Raw genomic sequence first — 14317 nt, 5'->3', positions numbered from 1 at the left:
TCAGTCCCGACTTGCCTTCGCGCGCTGCTTTCGCCAATGAAGGCGAATGTGTTCCCATCAGCCAGCCAGCCAGCGCCAGCGGCTCGACGACCTGCTCGTTGCACGCGGTCTGTTCGCCAGCCGCTCACGCGCCCGCGATGCGGTCGAGCGCGGCACCGTCTCGGTCGGCGGAACGGTGGTGACCAAACCCGGCCAGAATGTGTCGTCCGATGTCGATCTGGCGGTGGATGACCCCGCACGCAATTACGTCTCCCGAGCCGCGCTGAAGCTGATCGCCGGGCTCGATCGTTTCCAGCTTGATCCCTCGGGTGCGCAAGCTCTGGACATCGGCGCTTCGACAGGCGGTTTCACGCAGGTGCTGCTTGAGCGTGGTGCTGCCCATGTAACCGCCGTCGATGTCGGCCATGGCCAGATGCATGCCTCGATCGCAGCCGATCCTCGCGTGACATCCATCGAGGGGCTCAACGCCCGCGCGCTTTCGATTGCCGACCTTGACGGCCACGCACCGGATTTCATCGTCTCCGACGTGTCCTTCATCTCGCTGAAACTGGCATTGCCGCCAGCACTCGAGCTGGCAAGAGCCGGCGCATGTGCCTTGCTGCTGGTCAAGCCGCAATTCGAAGCCGGACGCGAAGCGATCGGCAAGGGCGGCTTGCTCAAGAACCCTGCCGAGGCCGAAGCTGTCGCCGTCGATCTGCAGCGATGGCTCGACGCGTTCGCCGGCTGGCGTGCGCTGGGCCTGCATCCTTCACCGATCGAGGGCAGCGACGGCAACCGTGAATTCCTGCTGGCCGGAGTGAAAGACCGATGAGCACGCGTTATCAGATCGCAAGGCTCGGCGCGCAGGGCGACGGCGTCGTCGATGCCGATGGCGGCCACGTCTTTGTCCCTTTTGCGCTGCCGGGCGAGGTGGTGACCGCTGCACGTGAGCGGGATCGCGCGCAACTGCTCGCCGTGCTGGAGCCTTCGCCCGAGCGGATCAAGCCGGCTTGCAGGCATTTCACCGAATGCGGCGGTTGCGCCATCCAGCATCTCGAAGACGGGGCTTATCGCGCCTGGAAGCGCGGCCTTGTCGTCCATGCGCTGAAGGCGAGGGGCGTCGAAGCCGGAGTGGCCGACCTCGTTGCCTGCACGCCGCACAGCCGTCGCCGCGCCGCTTTCACCGCACGCAACACCGATACCGGGTTGCATCTGGGCTACAATCAGGCTTTCTCCAACATCCTTGTCGATATCGAAGAATGCCCGGTGCTGCTGCCGACCATCGTCGGGTCAGCAAGCGTCTTGCGGCACCTTGCCAGCATCGTCGCCAACACATCGAAGCCATTCCGCTTCCTGGTCACCGCCACGGCGTCGGGACTGGACGTCGCGGCTGCCGATTGCGGCAAGCCCACCGAAGCGATCCGCCGCGCCGCCACGGATTTCGTCATAAAATCCGGTCTCGCCAGGCTCTCCATCGATGGCGAGATCATCGTCGAAGCGGTCAAGCCGACACTCGTCTTCGGCTCGGCGACTGTCACGCCGCCGCCGGGCGCTTTCGTGCAGGCTGTGGCCGAGGCTGAGAATGCGATGGCGGCCCTCGTGACTGCGCATGTGCGCAAGGCGAAAAGGGTCGCTGATCTGTTTTCAGGATGTGGAACCTTTGCGCTGAGGCTTGCAGCCAACGCCGAGGTTCTTGCGGTTGAAAACGACGGGCCGGCGCTCGCCGCGCTCGATCGCGGCTTTCGTTTTGCCGGCGGATTGAAGCGCGTGACTGTCGAACGTCGCGATCTCGATCGTCGGCCGCTGACATTCAAGGAACTGGCAGCCTTTGACGCCGTCGTATTCGACCCGCCGCGCGCCGGTGCCGAAGATCAGTCCAGGCAGATCGCCCGCTCGGACGTGCCTTTCGTCGCTGCTGTTTCCTGCAACCCCGTCACGCTGGCGCGCGACCTGCGCATTCTCATCGACGGTGGCTATCAATTGAAGAGCGTGACCCCGATCGACCAGTTCCTGTGGTCTCCGCATGTCGAGGCGGTGGCGCTGCTGGAGAAGCCGAGGAAGCGGCGCTGAAAGCGTTCGTCAGCGAGCAGAAAGCATTCCATCGACAAAGGCTGGAACGATTTCGGTCGCCTTGCCGAGAACGGCCTCATTGAAGCTGCTGTGGCCATCCGACGGTTCGAGGTTCAGCTCGACCGTGTGCGCGCCATGGAGCCGTGCCTCCTCGACGAAGCCAGCCGCCGGATAGACATTGCCGCTGGTGCCGATCGAGAGGAACAGGTCGCAGCCTGCCAGCGCGGCATAGATGCGTTCCATCTGGTAGGGCATCTCGCCGAACCAGACGACGTCGGGACGCAGATAGCCGACAGCGCCACAGGCGGGGCATTGCGACAGCGCGGACATGTCCTTCGACCAGGCCGAGCGCTGCTCGCAGGCCTGGCACAGCGCCTTGCCGAGTTCGCCATGCATGTGGATCAGATTGGTCGAGCCTGCTCGTTCATGCAGGTCATCGATGTTCTGCGTGACCAGCAGGACGGAACCTGAAAACTCGCGCTCCAGCCGTGCCAGCGCGGCATGGGCGGCATTCGGGTTCACCGTGGCCATGCCGCGCCGGCGCTGATTGTAGAATTCATGCACCCTGGCGGCATCACGAATGAAGCCTTCCGGCGTTGCCACGTCGCGATAGTCGACCCTGGACCAGATGCCATCCTTGTCGCGAAAAGTATCGACGCCCGATTCCGCCGAGATCCCGGCGCCGGTGAGGATGACGATGGATTTGTATGCGGGCATGATCGACTGATTGGCCGGTGGCTAGACCTGCGTGCCGCCGACCGTCATCTGGTTCATGCGCAGGTGTGGCTGGCCGACACCGACCGGCACGCCCTGGCCGGCCTTGCCGCACAGCCGATGCCGGTATCCAGCTTCATGTCGTTGCCGACCATGGTGACGCGATGCATCGCATCCGGACCGTTGCCGATCAGCATCGCGCCCTTGATCGGCTGCGTGACCTTGCCGTCCTCGATCATATAGGCCTCGGTGCAGCCGAACACGAACTTGCCCGAGGTGATGTCGACCTGGCCGCCGCCGAAGGAAACGGCATAGATGCCTTTCTTCACTGAAGCGATGATCTCTTCCGGCGTGTGGTCGCCGGCGGTCATGTAGGTGTTGGTCATGCGCGGCATTGGCTGGTGGGCGTAGGATTCGCGCCTGCCATTGCCGGTGGCGGCCATGCCCATCAGTCGTGCGTTCTGGCGATCCTGCATGTAACCCACCAGCTTGCCGTCTTCGATCAGCACGGTACGGTTCGTCGGAGTGCCTTCGTCGTCCACGGTCAGCGAGCCGCGTCGCTCGGCGATGGTGCCATCATCGACGACGGTCACGCCTTTGGCGGCGACCTGCTGGCCGAGAAGGCCTGCGAAAGCCGACGTCTTCTTGCGGTTGAAGTCGCCTTCCAGTCCATGCCCGACCGCTTCGTGCAGCATGACACCCGGCCAGCCGCTCGACAGGACGATGTCGAACGTTCCGGCCGGCGCCGGAATTGCCTCGAGATTGACCAATGCCTGGCGCAGCGCCTCCTTGGCGGCGTGTTTCCAGCTGTGCTCCACGAGGAACTCGCCGAAACCGGTGCGGCCGCCCATGCCGTAAGAGCCTGTCTCCTGCCGGTCGCCGTCACCGACCATGACCGAGATGTTGAGGCGTACGAGCGGCCGGATATCGCGCACCAGCTGCCCGTCGGCGCGCAGGATCTCGACCTGCTGCCAGGACGCCGCGAGCGCCGCGGTCACCTGCCGCACGCGCGGATCCTCGGCGCGCGTCCAGGCATCGATCTCCTGCAGCAGCTTCGCCTTGGCTTCGAAGCCGGGCGAGGGGATCGGGTTCTCGTCGCCGTAGAGACGGCGGTTGGTGCGCGGCGGTGCATCGGCCAGGGTGCCCGAATAACCGGCCTTCACCGTGGCAACCGCGCCGGCGGCGCGTTGCAGTGCAGCTTCCGAAAGATCGCCGGCATGAGCGTAGCCACTGGCTTCGCCGGCGACGACGCGCAGTCCGAAACCCTGGTCGGTGTTGAAATTGGCTGTCTTCAGCCGGCCATTGTCGAACATCAGCGCTTCGCTTTCGCTGTATTCGAGGAAGAGTTCGCCGTCATCGGCACCCTTGATGGTATCCGCGACGATCTTCTTGATCCGCTCTTCGGAAATGTCGAATCGGCTGATGAGGCTGCTCATGGCGCGCATCCTTGAAAGAACTGTTGGTCCCGATGTAGGCGCCGGGGCGCCGTTCGGCAATGCGCGGCCGTGATGATCGTCAGGGCAGGGCGTTGAAGCCGTCGGCGAAACCCTTGAGGTCGACGGGAATGCCGATGCCTTCTTCCGGCGTCTGGAAGACGATGAAGGTGGCGGCCTTGCCGCTCTTCAGCGTTTCAAGTAACGGCTTTTCCAGGATCACCTCGGCATAACAGCCGTCCTGGAAGCAGCGCACGAAGTAAGCGCGGCCGATATCCTTGCCGTCGACGTTGAGACCAAGGCCGTTGGGGAGCAGGACGCCGAGCGGCGCCAGCACGCGCAGGATTTCGGCCTTGTTGTCGGCTGTGCGCAGCACGACGACCGAAAGGCCCATCTCGGGCCGATCCTCGGCCACCACGTTCTGCATCATCACGCATTGTTCGGACGTCGCGCCGGCAGGCGTGTCGCAGATGATCGACCAGGCGCCGTGCGTGGACTTCACATTGCCGCTCGGCTGCTGTGCTGCAGCCATCGCCTGTCCGGCTCCGGCAAGGGCGGCGAGAAAGATGACCTTCGCCAAGGTTCTCGAAACCCAAGAGTTCATGTCGGCTCCATTCCGAATCACGCCACTTTAAGCCCCGGCACCGCTAAGGAAAAGCGTGAGGGCGACGCGCAATCCCTTTCAACTGCGGCAACAATACGATTTTCCAGCGCAAATAGCTCAATTTGCCGCGATTGTCTCTGCCATGGTCATGCGACAGCAGCTTGATTGTCGTGGCGCCTATGCATGCAAGCGCGATCAATCAAGGCGCGCGCAAAAATGCCGCATGGTTTTACCCGCTCCTTTCTTGCGGCGGGAAAGAGAGTATGGTTTGAACCAATCTGGACCGTCCGGGATTCCCTGTCCCGGCGTTATATCGTATTCCTGCCACCTGATCGCAGGACGGGGACTGGGAGATGAAGAGGGCGATGAAGAAGTTCCTTGCTGGCGCTGGTGCCGCATTCATGTTTTTCGCCGGGTCTGCTGCCCAGGCCGATCAGCCGCGTGATTGGGAGATGACCTTCCAGCCAGCGGCGACAAACATCATGAGCCAGATCGTCTGGTTCGAGCGTTATACGCTCTGGTTCATCGTGCCGATCACGCTGTTCGTGCTCTTCCTGCTGGCGTGGTGCATCCTGAAGTTCCGCGCGAGCGTCAATCCGACGCCGTCGAAGACCAGTCACAACACGATGATCGAGGTGGCCTGGACGCTGGGGCCGGTCCTGGTGCTGCTGGCCATCGCCATTCCGTCCTTTCAGCTCCTGACCGCGCAGTACAGCCCGCCGGAAGAGCCGAAGCTCACGGTCAAGGCCACTGGCAACCAGTGGAACTGGGACTACGAGTATCAGTTCGAGCAGCCGTTCTCCTTCAACTCGGCAATCCTGGCCGATGCTGATCGCGCGGGTCTCGGCAAGGAAGACAAGGGCAAATATCCGCGTCTCCTGGCGGTCGACAACGAACTGGTCGTTCCGGTCGGTGTCGTCGTGCGCGTTCTCGTGACCGGTGCCGACGTGATCCATGCCTATGCCGTGCCGGCCTTCGGCATCAAGGTCGACGCCGTTCCGGGGCGCATCAACGAGACCTGGTTCAAGGCCGAGAAGGAAGGCCTCTATTACGGTCAGTGCTCGGAACTGTGCGGCAAGGACCATGCCTTCATGCCGATCGCCGTGCGCGTCGTATCGGAAAAGCAATATGATACTTGGCTGGCTGCGGCCAAGACCGACCTCCCGGGTGCCAACAAGGCACTGATGGCCGAGGTCGATGGTACCAACAAGGTTGCGTCCGCCGGCAACTGATGCCGCGGTCGAAACAAGGATAGGGAACGGAGCGGAACATGGCGCAGGCAGCGGCTCACGACGATCACGACCACAAGCCTAAAGGCTGGGTCCGCTGGGTCAATTCGACCAACCACAAGGATATCGGCACGCTGTACCTGATCTTCGCGATCATGGCCGGCATCATCGGCGGCTTCCTGTCGATCATGATGCGCTGGGAGCTCGCGGAGCCGGGCATCCAGATTTTCCCGGGTCTTGCCTCCATGGTCTACGGCGTCAACGGCGATGCCGCAATCGACGCCGGCAAGTCGATGTTCAATGCCTTCACCACCGCGCACGCGCTGATCATGATCTTCTTCATGGTCATGCCGGCCCTGATCGGCGGTTTCGCCAACTGGATGGTGCCGATCATGATCGGTGCGCCGGATATGGCGTTCCCGCGCATGAACAACATCTCCTTCTGGTTGCTGCCGCCGGCCTTCATCCTGCTGCTCACCTCGATGTTCGTGCCGAGCGCGCCCGGCGCCTACGGTGTCGGCGGTGGCTGGACGATCTATCCGCCGATGTCGACCTCCGGTCAGCCTGGGCCGGCCATGGACCTGGCGATCCTGTCGATCCACATCGCCGGTGCTTCGTCGATCCTCGGTGCCATCAACTTCATCACCACCATCTTCAACATGCGCGCTCCGGGCATGACGCTGCACAAGATGCCGCTATTTGCCTGGTCGGTTCTGGTCACCGCCTTCCTGCTGCTGCTGTCGCTGCCGGTCCTGGCTGGCGCCATCACCATGCTGCTCACCGACCGCAACTTCGGCACCTCCTTCTTCGTGCCCGAGAATGGCGGCGACCCGATCCTGTTCCAGCACCTGTTCTGGTTCTTCGGTCATCCTGAAGTGTACATCCTGATCCTGCCTGGCTTCGGCATCGTCAGCCACATCATCGCGACCTTCTCGCGCAAGCCGGTGTTCGGCTATCTCGGCATGGCCTATGCCATGGTTGCGATCGGCGCCGTCGGCTTCGTCGTGTGGGCGCACCACATGTACACCACCGGTATTTCGCTCAACACGCAGCGCTACTTCGTGTTCGCCACGATGGTCATCGCGGTGCCGACCGGCATCAAGATCTTCTCGTGGATCGCAACCATGTGGGGCGGCTCGATCTCTTTCCGTACGCCGATGCTGTGGGCAGTAGGCTTCATCTTCCTGTTCACGGTCGGTGGCGTCACCGGCGTCCAGCTCGCCAACGCTGGCCTCGACCGCTCGCTGCAGGATACCTACTACGTTGTCGCGCACTTCCACTACGTGCTGTCGCTCGGCGCCGTCTTCGCGATCTTCGCCGGCTGGTACTACTGGTTCCCGAAGATGACCGGCTACATGTACTCGCCGTTCATCGCGCGTTCGCATTTCTGGATCATGTTCATCGGCGTGAACCTGGTGTTTTTCCCACAGCACTTCCTTGGTCTGTCGGGCATGCCGCGTCGCTACATCGACTATCCGGATGCGTTTGCCGGCTGGAACTACGTTTCGTCGGTTGGCTCCTACATTTCCGGCGTCAGCGTCCTGATCTTCCTCTACGGTGTCTTCGAGGCATTCCGGAAGAAGCGCATCGCCGGTGCCAATCCCTGGGGTGAGGGTGCGACCACGCTGGAATGGCAGCTGCCTTCGCCGCCGCCTTACCATCAGTGGGAACAGCTGCCCAAGGTCAAGTAAGGCAGCATTGAACGATCGAGACCGCCGGCCCGGCCGGCGGTTTTGGCCAAACGGAATGGACTTCAAGTACGCAATGGCCCTGGTTGACAATTCACACATGGAGCAAGTGGGCTCCCGCATGTCGGAGGCGACAGCGGGCGACTATTTTGCGCTGCTCAAGCCGCGTGTGATGTCGCTGGTGGTCTTCACCGCCTTTGTCGGCCTGGTGGCGGCTCCGGTCACCATGAACCCGTTGATCGCCGTCATCGCCATTCTGGCGATCGCCATCGGTGCTGGTGCATCGGGCGCGCTCAACATGTGGTACGATGCCGACATCGATGCCGTCATGACCCGTACCGCCAGCCGCCCGATCCCATCCGGACGCGTCTTGCCCGGCGAGGCGCTGAGCTTCGGCCTGGTGTTGTCGGCGCTGTCGGTGATGACGCTAGGCGTGCTCGTGAACTGGCTGTCAGCTGCGCTTCTCGCCTTCACGATCTTCTTCTACGCCGTCATCTACACGATGTGGCTGAAGCGCTGGACGCCGCAGAACATTGTCATCGGTGGGGCGGCGGGCGCTTTCCCGCCTGTCATCGGCTGGGCCGCCGCGACCGGGGCGGTGAGCCTGGAAAGCGTTATCCTCTTCCTCATCATCTTCCTGTGGACACCACCGCATTTCTGGGCACTTGCGCTGTTCAAGTCGGGTGACTACGGGCGCGCGGGCATCCCGATGATGCCGAACGTCGCTGGCGAGGCTTCGACCCGCCGCCAGATTTTCGCCTATGCAGTCATCCTGGCGCCCATTGGCGTGCTGCCCTGGCTGCTCGGCTATACGTCTGCCATCTACGGCGTTCCGGCAGTACTCCTGGGCATTGGTTTTGTCTGGTATTCCTGGGGTGTGCTGCGCATGCCCGACAGCGATCGTGTGATGAAGCCGGCCAAGGCGCTGTTTGGTTATTCGCTGCTTTATCTGTTCGCCATCTTCGCCGCTTATCTTGCCGATAGCGTTGTCGCCCGCGTTCTGGTTCTGGGTGGGGCATGAGTGCAATGGATGAAAAACTCGAACTGGTCACGCTGACCGAACGCCAGAAAAAGGCGCGCCGCAGCCGCTCGGTTGCGATTGCCGTGGCGCTTGGCGTGCTGGTCGTCATCTTCTACGTGGCGACGATCGTGAAGTTCGGCACGCCCATCATCAACCGGCCGATGTGAGGTTGATGATGGACCTGGAAAAGACAGCCGCCGAACAGAAGAAGCGCAAGACCAACCTGGCAGTCGCTGGTGGTTGCGTGGCGTTCTTTGGTGCCATGGTCGGCATGGCTTATGCGGCAGTGCCGCTCTACGCCATGTTCTGTCAGGTCACCGGGTATGGCGGCACGACGCAGCGTGCCACGCAGTATTCCAACCGTGTGCTCGACCGCGAAATCACCGTTCGCTTCGACGCCAACACGGCCGGAGTTCCATGGGAATTCGAGCCGGTGCAGCGCGAAGTCACCATCAAGCTCGGCGAAACCAGACAGGTCGCCTACAAGGCAACGAACAAGTTCAGCACGCCGACGACCGGCCGTGCGACCTTCAACGTGACGCCGGAACTGGCGGGCGCCTATTTCAACAAGGTTGAATGCTTCTGTTTCACCAACCAGACGCTGAAGGCGGGCGAAACGGTCGACATGCCGATCGTCTTCTACGTCGATCCGGACATCCTCAAGGTGCCGGAAATGAAGAACATCAAAACCATCACGCTTTCCTACACCATGTTCCAGGCTGACAAGAACAAGCCGGTTGCGGCCGTGGGGACCAAGGAAAGCGGCAAGGCAATTTCCAATACCGAAGCAAATCTCGGGGGATGACATGGCTGACGGACACGCCAAACCGAACCACGACTACCACATCATTGATCCGAGCCCATGGCCCTTCCTGGGTTCCGTCGGCGCGTTGGTCATGGCGTTCGGTGGCATCTTCTACATGCAGTATCTCAAGGGTACGTCGTTCCACCTCTTCGGTGTAGACGTTGCCAAGGCACACTTCTGGGTGCTTCTGATCGGCCTGATCATCGTGCTCTATACGATGTATGGCTGGTGGTCGGACACGATCAAGGAAGCGCATGAGGGGCACCACACCAAGGTGGTTTCGCTCCACCTCCGCTACGGCATGATCATGTTCATCGCCTCCGAGGTGATGTTCTTCGTCGCCTGGTTCTGGGCCTACTTCGACGCCAGCCTGTTCCCGAACGAAGCCATCCAGGCGGCGCGCACCACCTTCACCGGCGGTGTCTGGCCGCCCAAGGGCATGGAAGTGCTCGACCCCTTCCATCTGCCGCTCTACAACACCGTCATCCTGCTCCTGTCGGGCACGACGGTGACCTGGGCGCACCATTCGCTGATCCACGGCGACCGCAAGGGTCTCATCAACGGCCTGGTGCTGACGGTTGGCCTCGGCATGCTGTTCACCATGGTTCAGGCCTATGAGTACATCCACGCTCCGTTCGGCTTCAAGGATTCCATCTACGGTGCCACCTTCTTCATGGCGACCGGCTTCCACGGTTTCCACGTCATCATCGGCACCATCTTCCTGCTGGTCTGCCTGGTTCGCGCAATGAAGGGTGACTTCACGCCAAAGCAGCATTTCGGCTTCGAAGCTGCTGCCTGGTACTGGCACTTCGTCGACGTGGTCTGGCTGTTCCTGTTTGCCTCGATCTATGTCTGGGGTTCGATGGGCGCGGTCATCGAAGGCCACTGATCGATCCGCATAAGGGTTTTAGGGGAGGCGGCTGCGGCAACGTGGCCGCCTCTTTCTTTCGGACCGGGCGTTCAACTCGGCCCCGAAAGGTTCTAGAAAGACCGGCATGAGTGAAGACAAGGCGATATGGCCGCCGATCGATCCGATCCAGGCCGGCCTGAAGGGGCGCTGCCCGCGCTGCGGAGAAGGGCGCCTGTTTTCGGGTTTCCTGACAGTCGGCAAGTGCTGCTACAATTGCGGCCTTGACTACTCTTACGCTGATGCCGGTGACGGACCGGCCGTTTTCGTCATTCTCATCATCGGCTTCATCGTTGTCGGTCTGGCGCTGTGGCTCGAGGTCACTTTTGCGCCGCCGCTCTGGCTGCATTTCCTGCTCTGGATCCCTTTGGCAATGGTGCTGTGTCTGGCGGCGCTGCGGCTCATCAAGGGCGTGCTGCTCACCTTGCAGTATCGCAACAAGGCCGCTGAAGGCAGGCTGGACCAGCCACGATGACTGCCGCATCCCATTCGGCCCAGGGAAGTGCGCCGCGCAAGGCACTGGCACTCGGTCTTGGCCTGATTGCTTTCATCGTGCTGATTGGTCTCGGCACCTGGCAGGTCGAGCGGCTTGCCTGGAAAGAGAAGCTGATCGAGACGATCGACCAGCGCATGAATGCCAATCCTGTGACACTGGCTGACGCCGAGAGGCAGTACGCTGCCTCCGGCGATGTCGATTATGTCGCTGTCACGCTGAGCGGCACGTTCCTGCATGAGGGCGAGCGTTATTTCTTCACCACCTGGGACGGCCAGACAGGTTACAGCGTCTACACGCCCTTGAGATTGACCGACGGACGTTTTGTCTTCGTCAACCGCGGTTTCGTGCCCTATGAAATGAAGGATCCGACCAAGCGCGCCGAGGGCGAAATTCCTGGTGAGGTCACTGTCGCTGGCCTGGCCCGCAATCCGCTGAGCGGCAAGCCGTCGATGATGGTGCCGGATAACGACCTCGCCAAGAACATCTTCTATTGGAAGGATCGCGATGCCATGGCTGCCACAGCAGGCCTGCCTGCCGGGGCCGTGGTGCTGCCCTTCTTCGTCGATGCCGGAAAGGCACCCAATCCGGGCGGTTTGCCGGTTGGCGGCACCACCATGGTCGACCTGCCCAACAACCATCTGCAATATGCGCTGACCTGGTACGGTCTCGCGGCAGCGCTCGTCGGTGTCGTCGCAGTCTGGTTTCGCAAGAACCGAAGGACGGCCTGAGAGTCCGTCCGCGCCCTTGACAGACAGGGGTGGCGGACATCATGTCCGCACGGGAGCGCCGCGCGTCCAGCCGATGGGAAAGCATGTTGAACAAAGCCGTTAAACCGCCGCTCACGATCAGGCTCTGCCAGCCACGTGGTTTCTGCGCCGGCGTCGATCGCGCCATCCAGATCGTCGTGCTGGCACTGAAGAAATACGGCGCACCGGTTTATGTCCGCCATGAGATCGTCCACAACCGCTATGTGGTCGAGGGCTTGCAAAACCTCGGTGCGGTTTTCATCGAGGAACTTTCCGAGATCCCGGAGGAACACAAGCAGTCCCCGGTGGTGTTCTCGGCGCATGGCGTGCCGAAGTCCGTGCCGGCGGACGCCGTGGCGCGGAACCTCTTTTATCTCGACGCCACTTGTCCGCTTGTCTCCAAGGTGCACAAGCAGGCCATGCGCCACCAGCGCCTCGGTCGCCACGTGCTTCTGATCGGCCATGCCGGCCACCCGGAGGTGATCGGCACGATGGGACAGTTGCCTGACGGCGCGGTGACGCTGATCGAGACGGAAGCAGACGCAGCTTCATTCCAGCCTGCGGATCCCGAGGCGCTTGGTTTTGTCACCCAGACGACGCTCTCGGTGGAAGACACCGCTGGCATCATCCGGGCCTTGGAGGAACGTTTCCCTGCCTTGCAGGCGGCGGCGGCGGAATCGATCTGCTACGCAACGACCAATCGGCAGGATGCGGTGAAGGAGACCGCTCCCGGCTGCGATCTCTATCTGGTTGTCGGCGCGCCGAATTCTTCGAACTCGCGCCGTCTTGTCGAAGTGGCGGAGCGCGCGGGTGCTGCGATGTCGCTTCTCGTGCAGCGCGCTTCCGAGATTCCGTGGAATGACATCGGCTCGATACGGACGCTTGGCCTCTCCGCGGGTGCCTCGGCGCCGGAGATCATCGTCGATGAGATCATCAATGCCTTCCGCCAGCGTTTCGACGTTTCAGTCGAACTGGCGGTGACGGCTACGGAAACGGAGGACTTCCCGGTGATGCGGGTGCTGCGCGATGTCGAACTGACACCGGCCGACATGGCCTTCGTAAACGGGACCGTGTGATGGCGGTCTATACCGATGTGGGTGAGGGCGAGCTTGCGGCTTTCCTGAGGGAGTATTCGGTCGGTGAGCTGCTTTCCTACAAGGGCATCGCCGAGGGTACGGAAAATTCCAACTTCCTGCTGCACACCACGACAGGCTCCTTCATCCTGACACTTTACGAAAAGCGCGTGGAAAAGGCTGACCTGCCTTTCTTCCTCGGGCTGATGGATCATCTCGCCAAGAAGGGCATCTCATGCCCGCTGCCGGTGCAGCGCCACGACGGTTCCATGATCGGCACACTGGCCGGTCGGCCGGCAGTCATCATCACCTTCCTGGAAGGCATGTGGTTGCGCAAACCCGGCGTCGCGCACTGCCGGGAAGTCGGCAAGGCCCTGGCCGCAATGCATCTGGCCAGTGCCGATTTCGCCATGCACCGCGACAATGCGCTTGCGATCGATGGCTGGCGCAAGCTCTGGGAGGCGTCACGCGCGCGCGCCGACGAGGTCGAACCTGGTCTCGCGGCCGAGGTCGACGCGGATTTCGCCGACTTCGGCCGCAACTGGCCGGAAGGTCTGCCGACAGGCATCATCCATGCCGATCTCTTCCCGGACAACGTCTTCTTCCTTGGCGAGAAGCTGTCAGGCCTGATCGACTTCTATTTCGCCTGCGACGATTTCTACGCTTACGATCTCGCCACCTGCCTCAATGCCTGGTGCTTCGAGAAGGACTTTTCCTTCAACTTGACCAAGGGAACTGCGCTGCTGGCCGGCTACCAGAGCGTGCGGCCGCTCGATGCGGCAGAGCGGGAGGCGCTGCCAATGCTGGCGCGCGGCTCTGCGCTGCGCTTCATGCTGACGCGTCTCTATGACTGGCTGACCGTTCCTGACGGCGGCCTTGTCATCAAGCGTGATCCGACTGAATACATCCGCCGCATGCGCTTCCACCGCGCGATCGGCTCAGCATCCGAGTATGGCCTGAAATGAAGCATGTCGAGGTTTTCACCGACGGAGCCTGTTCCGGCAATCCGGGACCGGGCGGCTGGGGCGCCATCCTGCGCTTCAACGGCAAGACCAAGGAGCTGTCGGGCGGCGAAGCGGATACCACCAACAACCGCATGGAGCTGCTGGCGGCAATCTCCGGGCTGAATGCGTTGAAGGAAGCCTGCAAGGTCGATCTTCACACCGACAGCAAATATGTCATGGACGGCATCTCCAAGTGGATCCATGGCTGGAAGCGCAACGGCTGGAAGACCGCTGACAAGAAGCCGGTCAAGAATGGCGAACTCTGGCAGGCCCTGGACGAGGCCAACCGGCGTCACGATGTGACCTGGCACTGGGTCAAGGGTCACGCCGGTCATCCGGAAAACGAGCGCGCTGACGAACTGGCTCGCGAGGGCATGGCGCCTTTCAAGAAGTCGGGTTCCGCAACGGCGAGCGCCGCTCGTCCCCCCAGGGTCGATGCGCCGGCGAAGACCAGCGCTCCGAAGCCCCGTCGGTCGTCGCAGAGCTATTGAACGGCCGATGCCCTTCCACGATGGAAGGCCCTCGGCTTGTTGCTTCCCGTGTCCAGG

General features: G+C 62.1%; 15 protein-coding genes and 1 pseudogene. 13 read left to right on the top strand and 3 right to left on the bottom strand.

Going from position 1 to position 14317, the window contains the following annotated elements:
- Window positions 1-46 precede the first annotated feature (46 nt).
- Window positions 47-811 carry a TlyA family RNA methyltransferase gene (locus C1M53_RS01500; protein WP_129410618.1) on the top strand — a complete coding sequence of 255 codons (765 nt, stop codon included), beginning with the start codon at window positions 47-49 and terminating at the stop codon, window positions 809-811.
- Entirely contained in the window at window positions 808-2049 is a 1242-nt protein-coding gene (locus C1M53_RS01495; RefSeq protein ID WP_129410617.1) for a class I SAM-dependent RNA methyltransferase, read from the top strand. The genes C1M53_RS01500 and C1M53_RS01495 overlap by 4 nt, the downstream gene beginning before the upstream one ends.
- Before the next feature lie 9 nt (window positions 2050-2058).
- Here the strand turns inward: C1M53_RS01495 and C1M53_RS01490 are convergent, their stop codons facing one another.
- The 3 genes and pseudogenes from C1M53_RS01490 to C1M53_RS01480 all read right to left on the bottom strand — a co-directional run bounded on the left by C1M53_RS01490 (window position 2059) and on the right by C1M53_RS01480 (window position 4800).
- Window positions 2059-2766, bottom strand: coding sequence for an NAD-dependent deacylase (locus tag C1M53_RS01490; RefSeq protein ID WP_129410616.1), 708 nt, complete (start codon window positions 2764-2766; stop codon window positions 2059-2061).
- Between the two features lie 21 nt (window positions 2767-2787).
- Window positions 2788-4199, bottom strand: a pseudogene (gene tldD, locus C1M53_RS01485) (metalloprotease TldD).
- 79 nt (window positions 4200-4278) lie between these two features.
- The gene (locus C1M53_RS01480; protein ID WP_129410615.1) at window positions 4279-4800 is read right to left on the bottom strand and encodes an invasion associated locus B family protein; all 522 of its coding nucleotides are present in this window, start codon (window positions 4798-4800) and stop codon (window positions 4279-4281) included.
- A gap of 365 nt (window positions 4801-5165) precedes the next feature.
- Here C1M53_RS01480 and coxB point away from each other — a divergent pair, with 365 nt between their 5' ends.
- From coxB to rnhA, 11 genes are all read left to right on the top strand, one after another.
- The gene (gene coxB / locus C1M53_RS01475; protein WP_245488396.1) at window positions 5166-6032 is read left to right on the top strand and encodes a cytochrome c oxidase subunit II; all 867 of its coding nucleotides are present in this window, start codon (window positions 5166-5168) and stop codon (window positions 6030-6032) included.
- A gap of 38 nt (window positions 6033-6070) precedes the next feature.
- Window positions 6071-7720, top strand: a complete 1650-nt coding sequence (ctaD, locus tag C1M53_RS01470) for a cytochrome c oxidase subunit I (protein WP_129410613.1) — start codon at window positions 6071-6073, stop codon at window positions 7718-7720.
- A 73-nt stretch (window positions 7721-7793) separates the two neighbouring features.
- The gene (locus C1M53_RS01465) at window positions 7794-8738 is read left to right on the top strand and encodes a heme o synthase (RefSeq protein ID WP_129410612.1); all 945 of its coding nucleotides are present in this window, start codon (window positions 7794-7796) and stop codon (window positions 8736-8738) included.
- Window positions 8735-8905, top strand: coding sequence for a hypothetical protein (locus tag C1M53_RS01460; protein WP_129410611.1), 171 nt, complete (start codon window positions 8735-8737; stop codon window positions 8903-8905). The genes C1M53_RS01465 and C1M53_RS01460 overlap by 4 nt, the downstream gene beginning before the upstream one ends.
- A gap of 8 nt (window positions 8906-8913) precedes the next feature.
- Window positions 8914-9543 carry a cytochrome c oxidase assembly protein gene (locus C1M53_RS01455; protein ID WP_129415971.1) on the top strand — a complete coding sequence of 210 codons (630 nt, stop codon included), beginning with the start codon at window positions 8914-8916 and terminating at the stop codon, window positions 9541-9543.
- A gap of 1 nt (window position 9544) precedes the next feature.
- Window positions 9545-10432, top strand: a complete 888-nt coding sequence (locus C1M53_RS01450; RefSeq protein WP_129410610.1) for a cytochrome c oxidase subunit 3 — start codon at window positions 9545-9547, stop codon at window positions 10430-10432.
- Between the two features lie 106 nt (window positions 10433-10538).
- Window positions 10539-10925, top strand: coding sequence for a DUF983 domain-containing protein (locus tag C1M53_RS01445; protein ID WP_129410609.1), 387 nt, complete (start codon window positions 10539-10541; stop codon window positions 10923-10925).
- Window positions 10922-11674: an SURF1 family protein gene (locus C1M53_RS01440; RefSeq protein WP_129410608.1), complete on the top strand. Its 753-nt coding sequence runs from the start codon at window positions 10922-10924 to the stop codon at window positions 11672-11674. Before C1M53_RS01445 ends, C1M53_RS01440 begins: the two co-directional genes overlap by 4 nt.
- Window positions 11675-11757: 83 nt before the next feature.
- Entirely contained in the window at window positions 11758-12768 is a 1011-nt protein-coding gene (ispH, locus tag C1M53_RS01435) for a 4-hydroxy-3-methylbut-2-enyl diphosphate reductase (protein WP_129410607.1), read from the top strand.
- A complete protein-coding gene (locus tag C1M53_RS01430; RefSeq protein ID WP_129410606.1) occupies window positions 12768-13730 on the top strand; it encodes a homoserine kinase in 963 nt (320 codons plus the stop codon). The genes ispH and C1M53_RS01430 overlap by 1 nt, the downstream gene beginning before the upstream one ends.
- Complete coding sequence (rnhA, locus tag C1M53_RS01425) at window positions 13727-14260, top strand: ribonuclease HI (RefSeq protein WP_129410605.1); 534 nt, start codon at window positions 13727-13729, stop codon at window positions 14258-14260. Before C1M53_RS01430 ends, rnhA begins: the two co-directional genes overlap by 4 nt.
- Window positions 14261-14317: the final 57 nt, after the last annotated feature.

This window comes from Mesorhizobium sp. Pch-S, assembly GCF_004136315.1.
In the GTDB taxonomy this organism is placed as follows: domain Bacteria; phylum Pseudomonadota; class Alphaproteobacteria; order Rhizobiales; family Rhizobiaceae; genus Mesorhizobium.
The sequence above is the reverse complement of the archived record's forward strand: the minus strand, read 5'-3'. Positions and strand labels throughout refer to the sequence as shown.

Bases quoted from the DNA above. Each gene is read 5' to 3' on its own strand.
- C1M53_RS01500 (WP_129410618.1), top strand. From the start codon at position 47: ATGTGTTCCCATCAGCCAGCCAGCCAGCGCCAGCGGCTCGACGACCTG.
- C1M53_RS01495 (WP_129410617.1), top strand. From the start codon at position 808: ATGAGCACGCGTTATCAGATCGCAAGGCTCGGCGCGCAGGGCGACGGC.
- C1M53_RS01490 (WP_129410616.1), bottom strand. From the start codon at position 2,766: ATGCCCGCATACAAATCCATCGTCATCCTCACCGGCGCCGGGATCTCG.
- C1M53_RS01480 (WP_129410615.1), bottom strand. From the start codon at position 4,800: ATGAACTCTTGGGTTTCGAGAACCTTGGCGAAGGTCATCTTTCTCGCC.
- coxB (WP_245488396.1), top strand. From the start codon at position 5,166: ATGAAGAAGTTCCTTGCTGGCGCTGGTGCCGCATTCATGTTTTTCGCC.
- ctaD (WP_129410613.1), top strand. From the start codon at position 6,071: ATGGCGCAGGCAGCGGCTCACGACGATCACGACCACAAGCCTAAAGGC.
- C1M53_RS01465 (WP_129410612.1), top strand. From the start codon at position 7,794: ATGGCCCTGGTTGACAATTCACACATGGAGCAAGTGGGCTCCCGCATG.
- C1M53_RS01460 (WP_129410611.1), top strand. From the start codon at position 8,735: ATGAGTGCAATGGATGAAAAACTCGAACTGGTCACGCTGACCGAACGC.
- C1M53_RS01455 (WP_129415971.1), top strand. From the start codon at position 8,914: ATGGACCTGGAAAAGACAGCCGCCGAACAGAAGAAGCGCAAGACCAAC.
- C1M53_RS01450 (WP_129410610.1), top strand. From the start codon at position 9,545: ATGGCTGACGGACACGCCAAACCGAACCACGACTACCACATCATTGAT.
- C1M53_RS01445 (WP_129410609.1), top strand. From the start codon at position 10,539: ATGAGTGAAGACAAGGCGATATGGCCGCCGATCGATCCGATCCAGGCC.
- C1M53_RS01440 (WP_129410608.1), top strand. From the start codon at position 10,922: ATGACTGCCGCATCCCATTCGGCCCAGGGAAGTGCGCCGCGCAAGGCA.
- ispH (WP_129410607.1), top strand. From the start codon at position 11,758: ATGTTGAACAAAGCCGTTAAACCGCCGCTCACGATCAGGCTCTGCCAG.
- C1M53_RS01430 (WP_129410606.1), top strand. From the start codon at position 12,768: ATGGCGGTCTATACCGATGTGGGTGAGGGCGAGCTTGCGGCTTTCCTG.
- rnhA (WP_129410605.1), top strand. From the start codon at position 13,727: ATGAAGCATGTCGAGGTTTTCACCGACGGAGCCTGTTCCGGCAATCCG.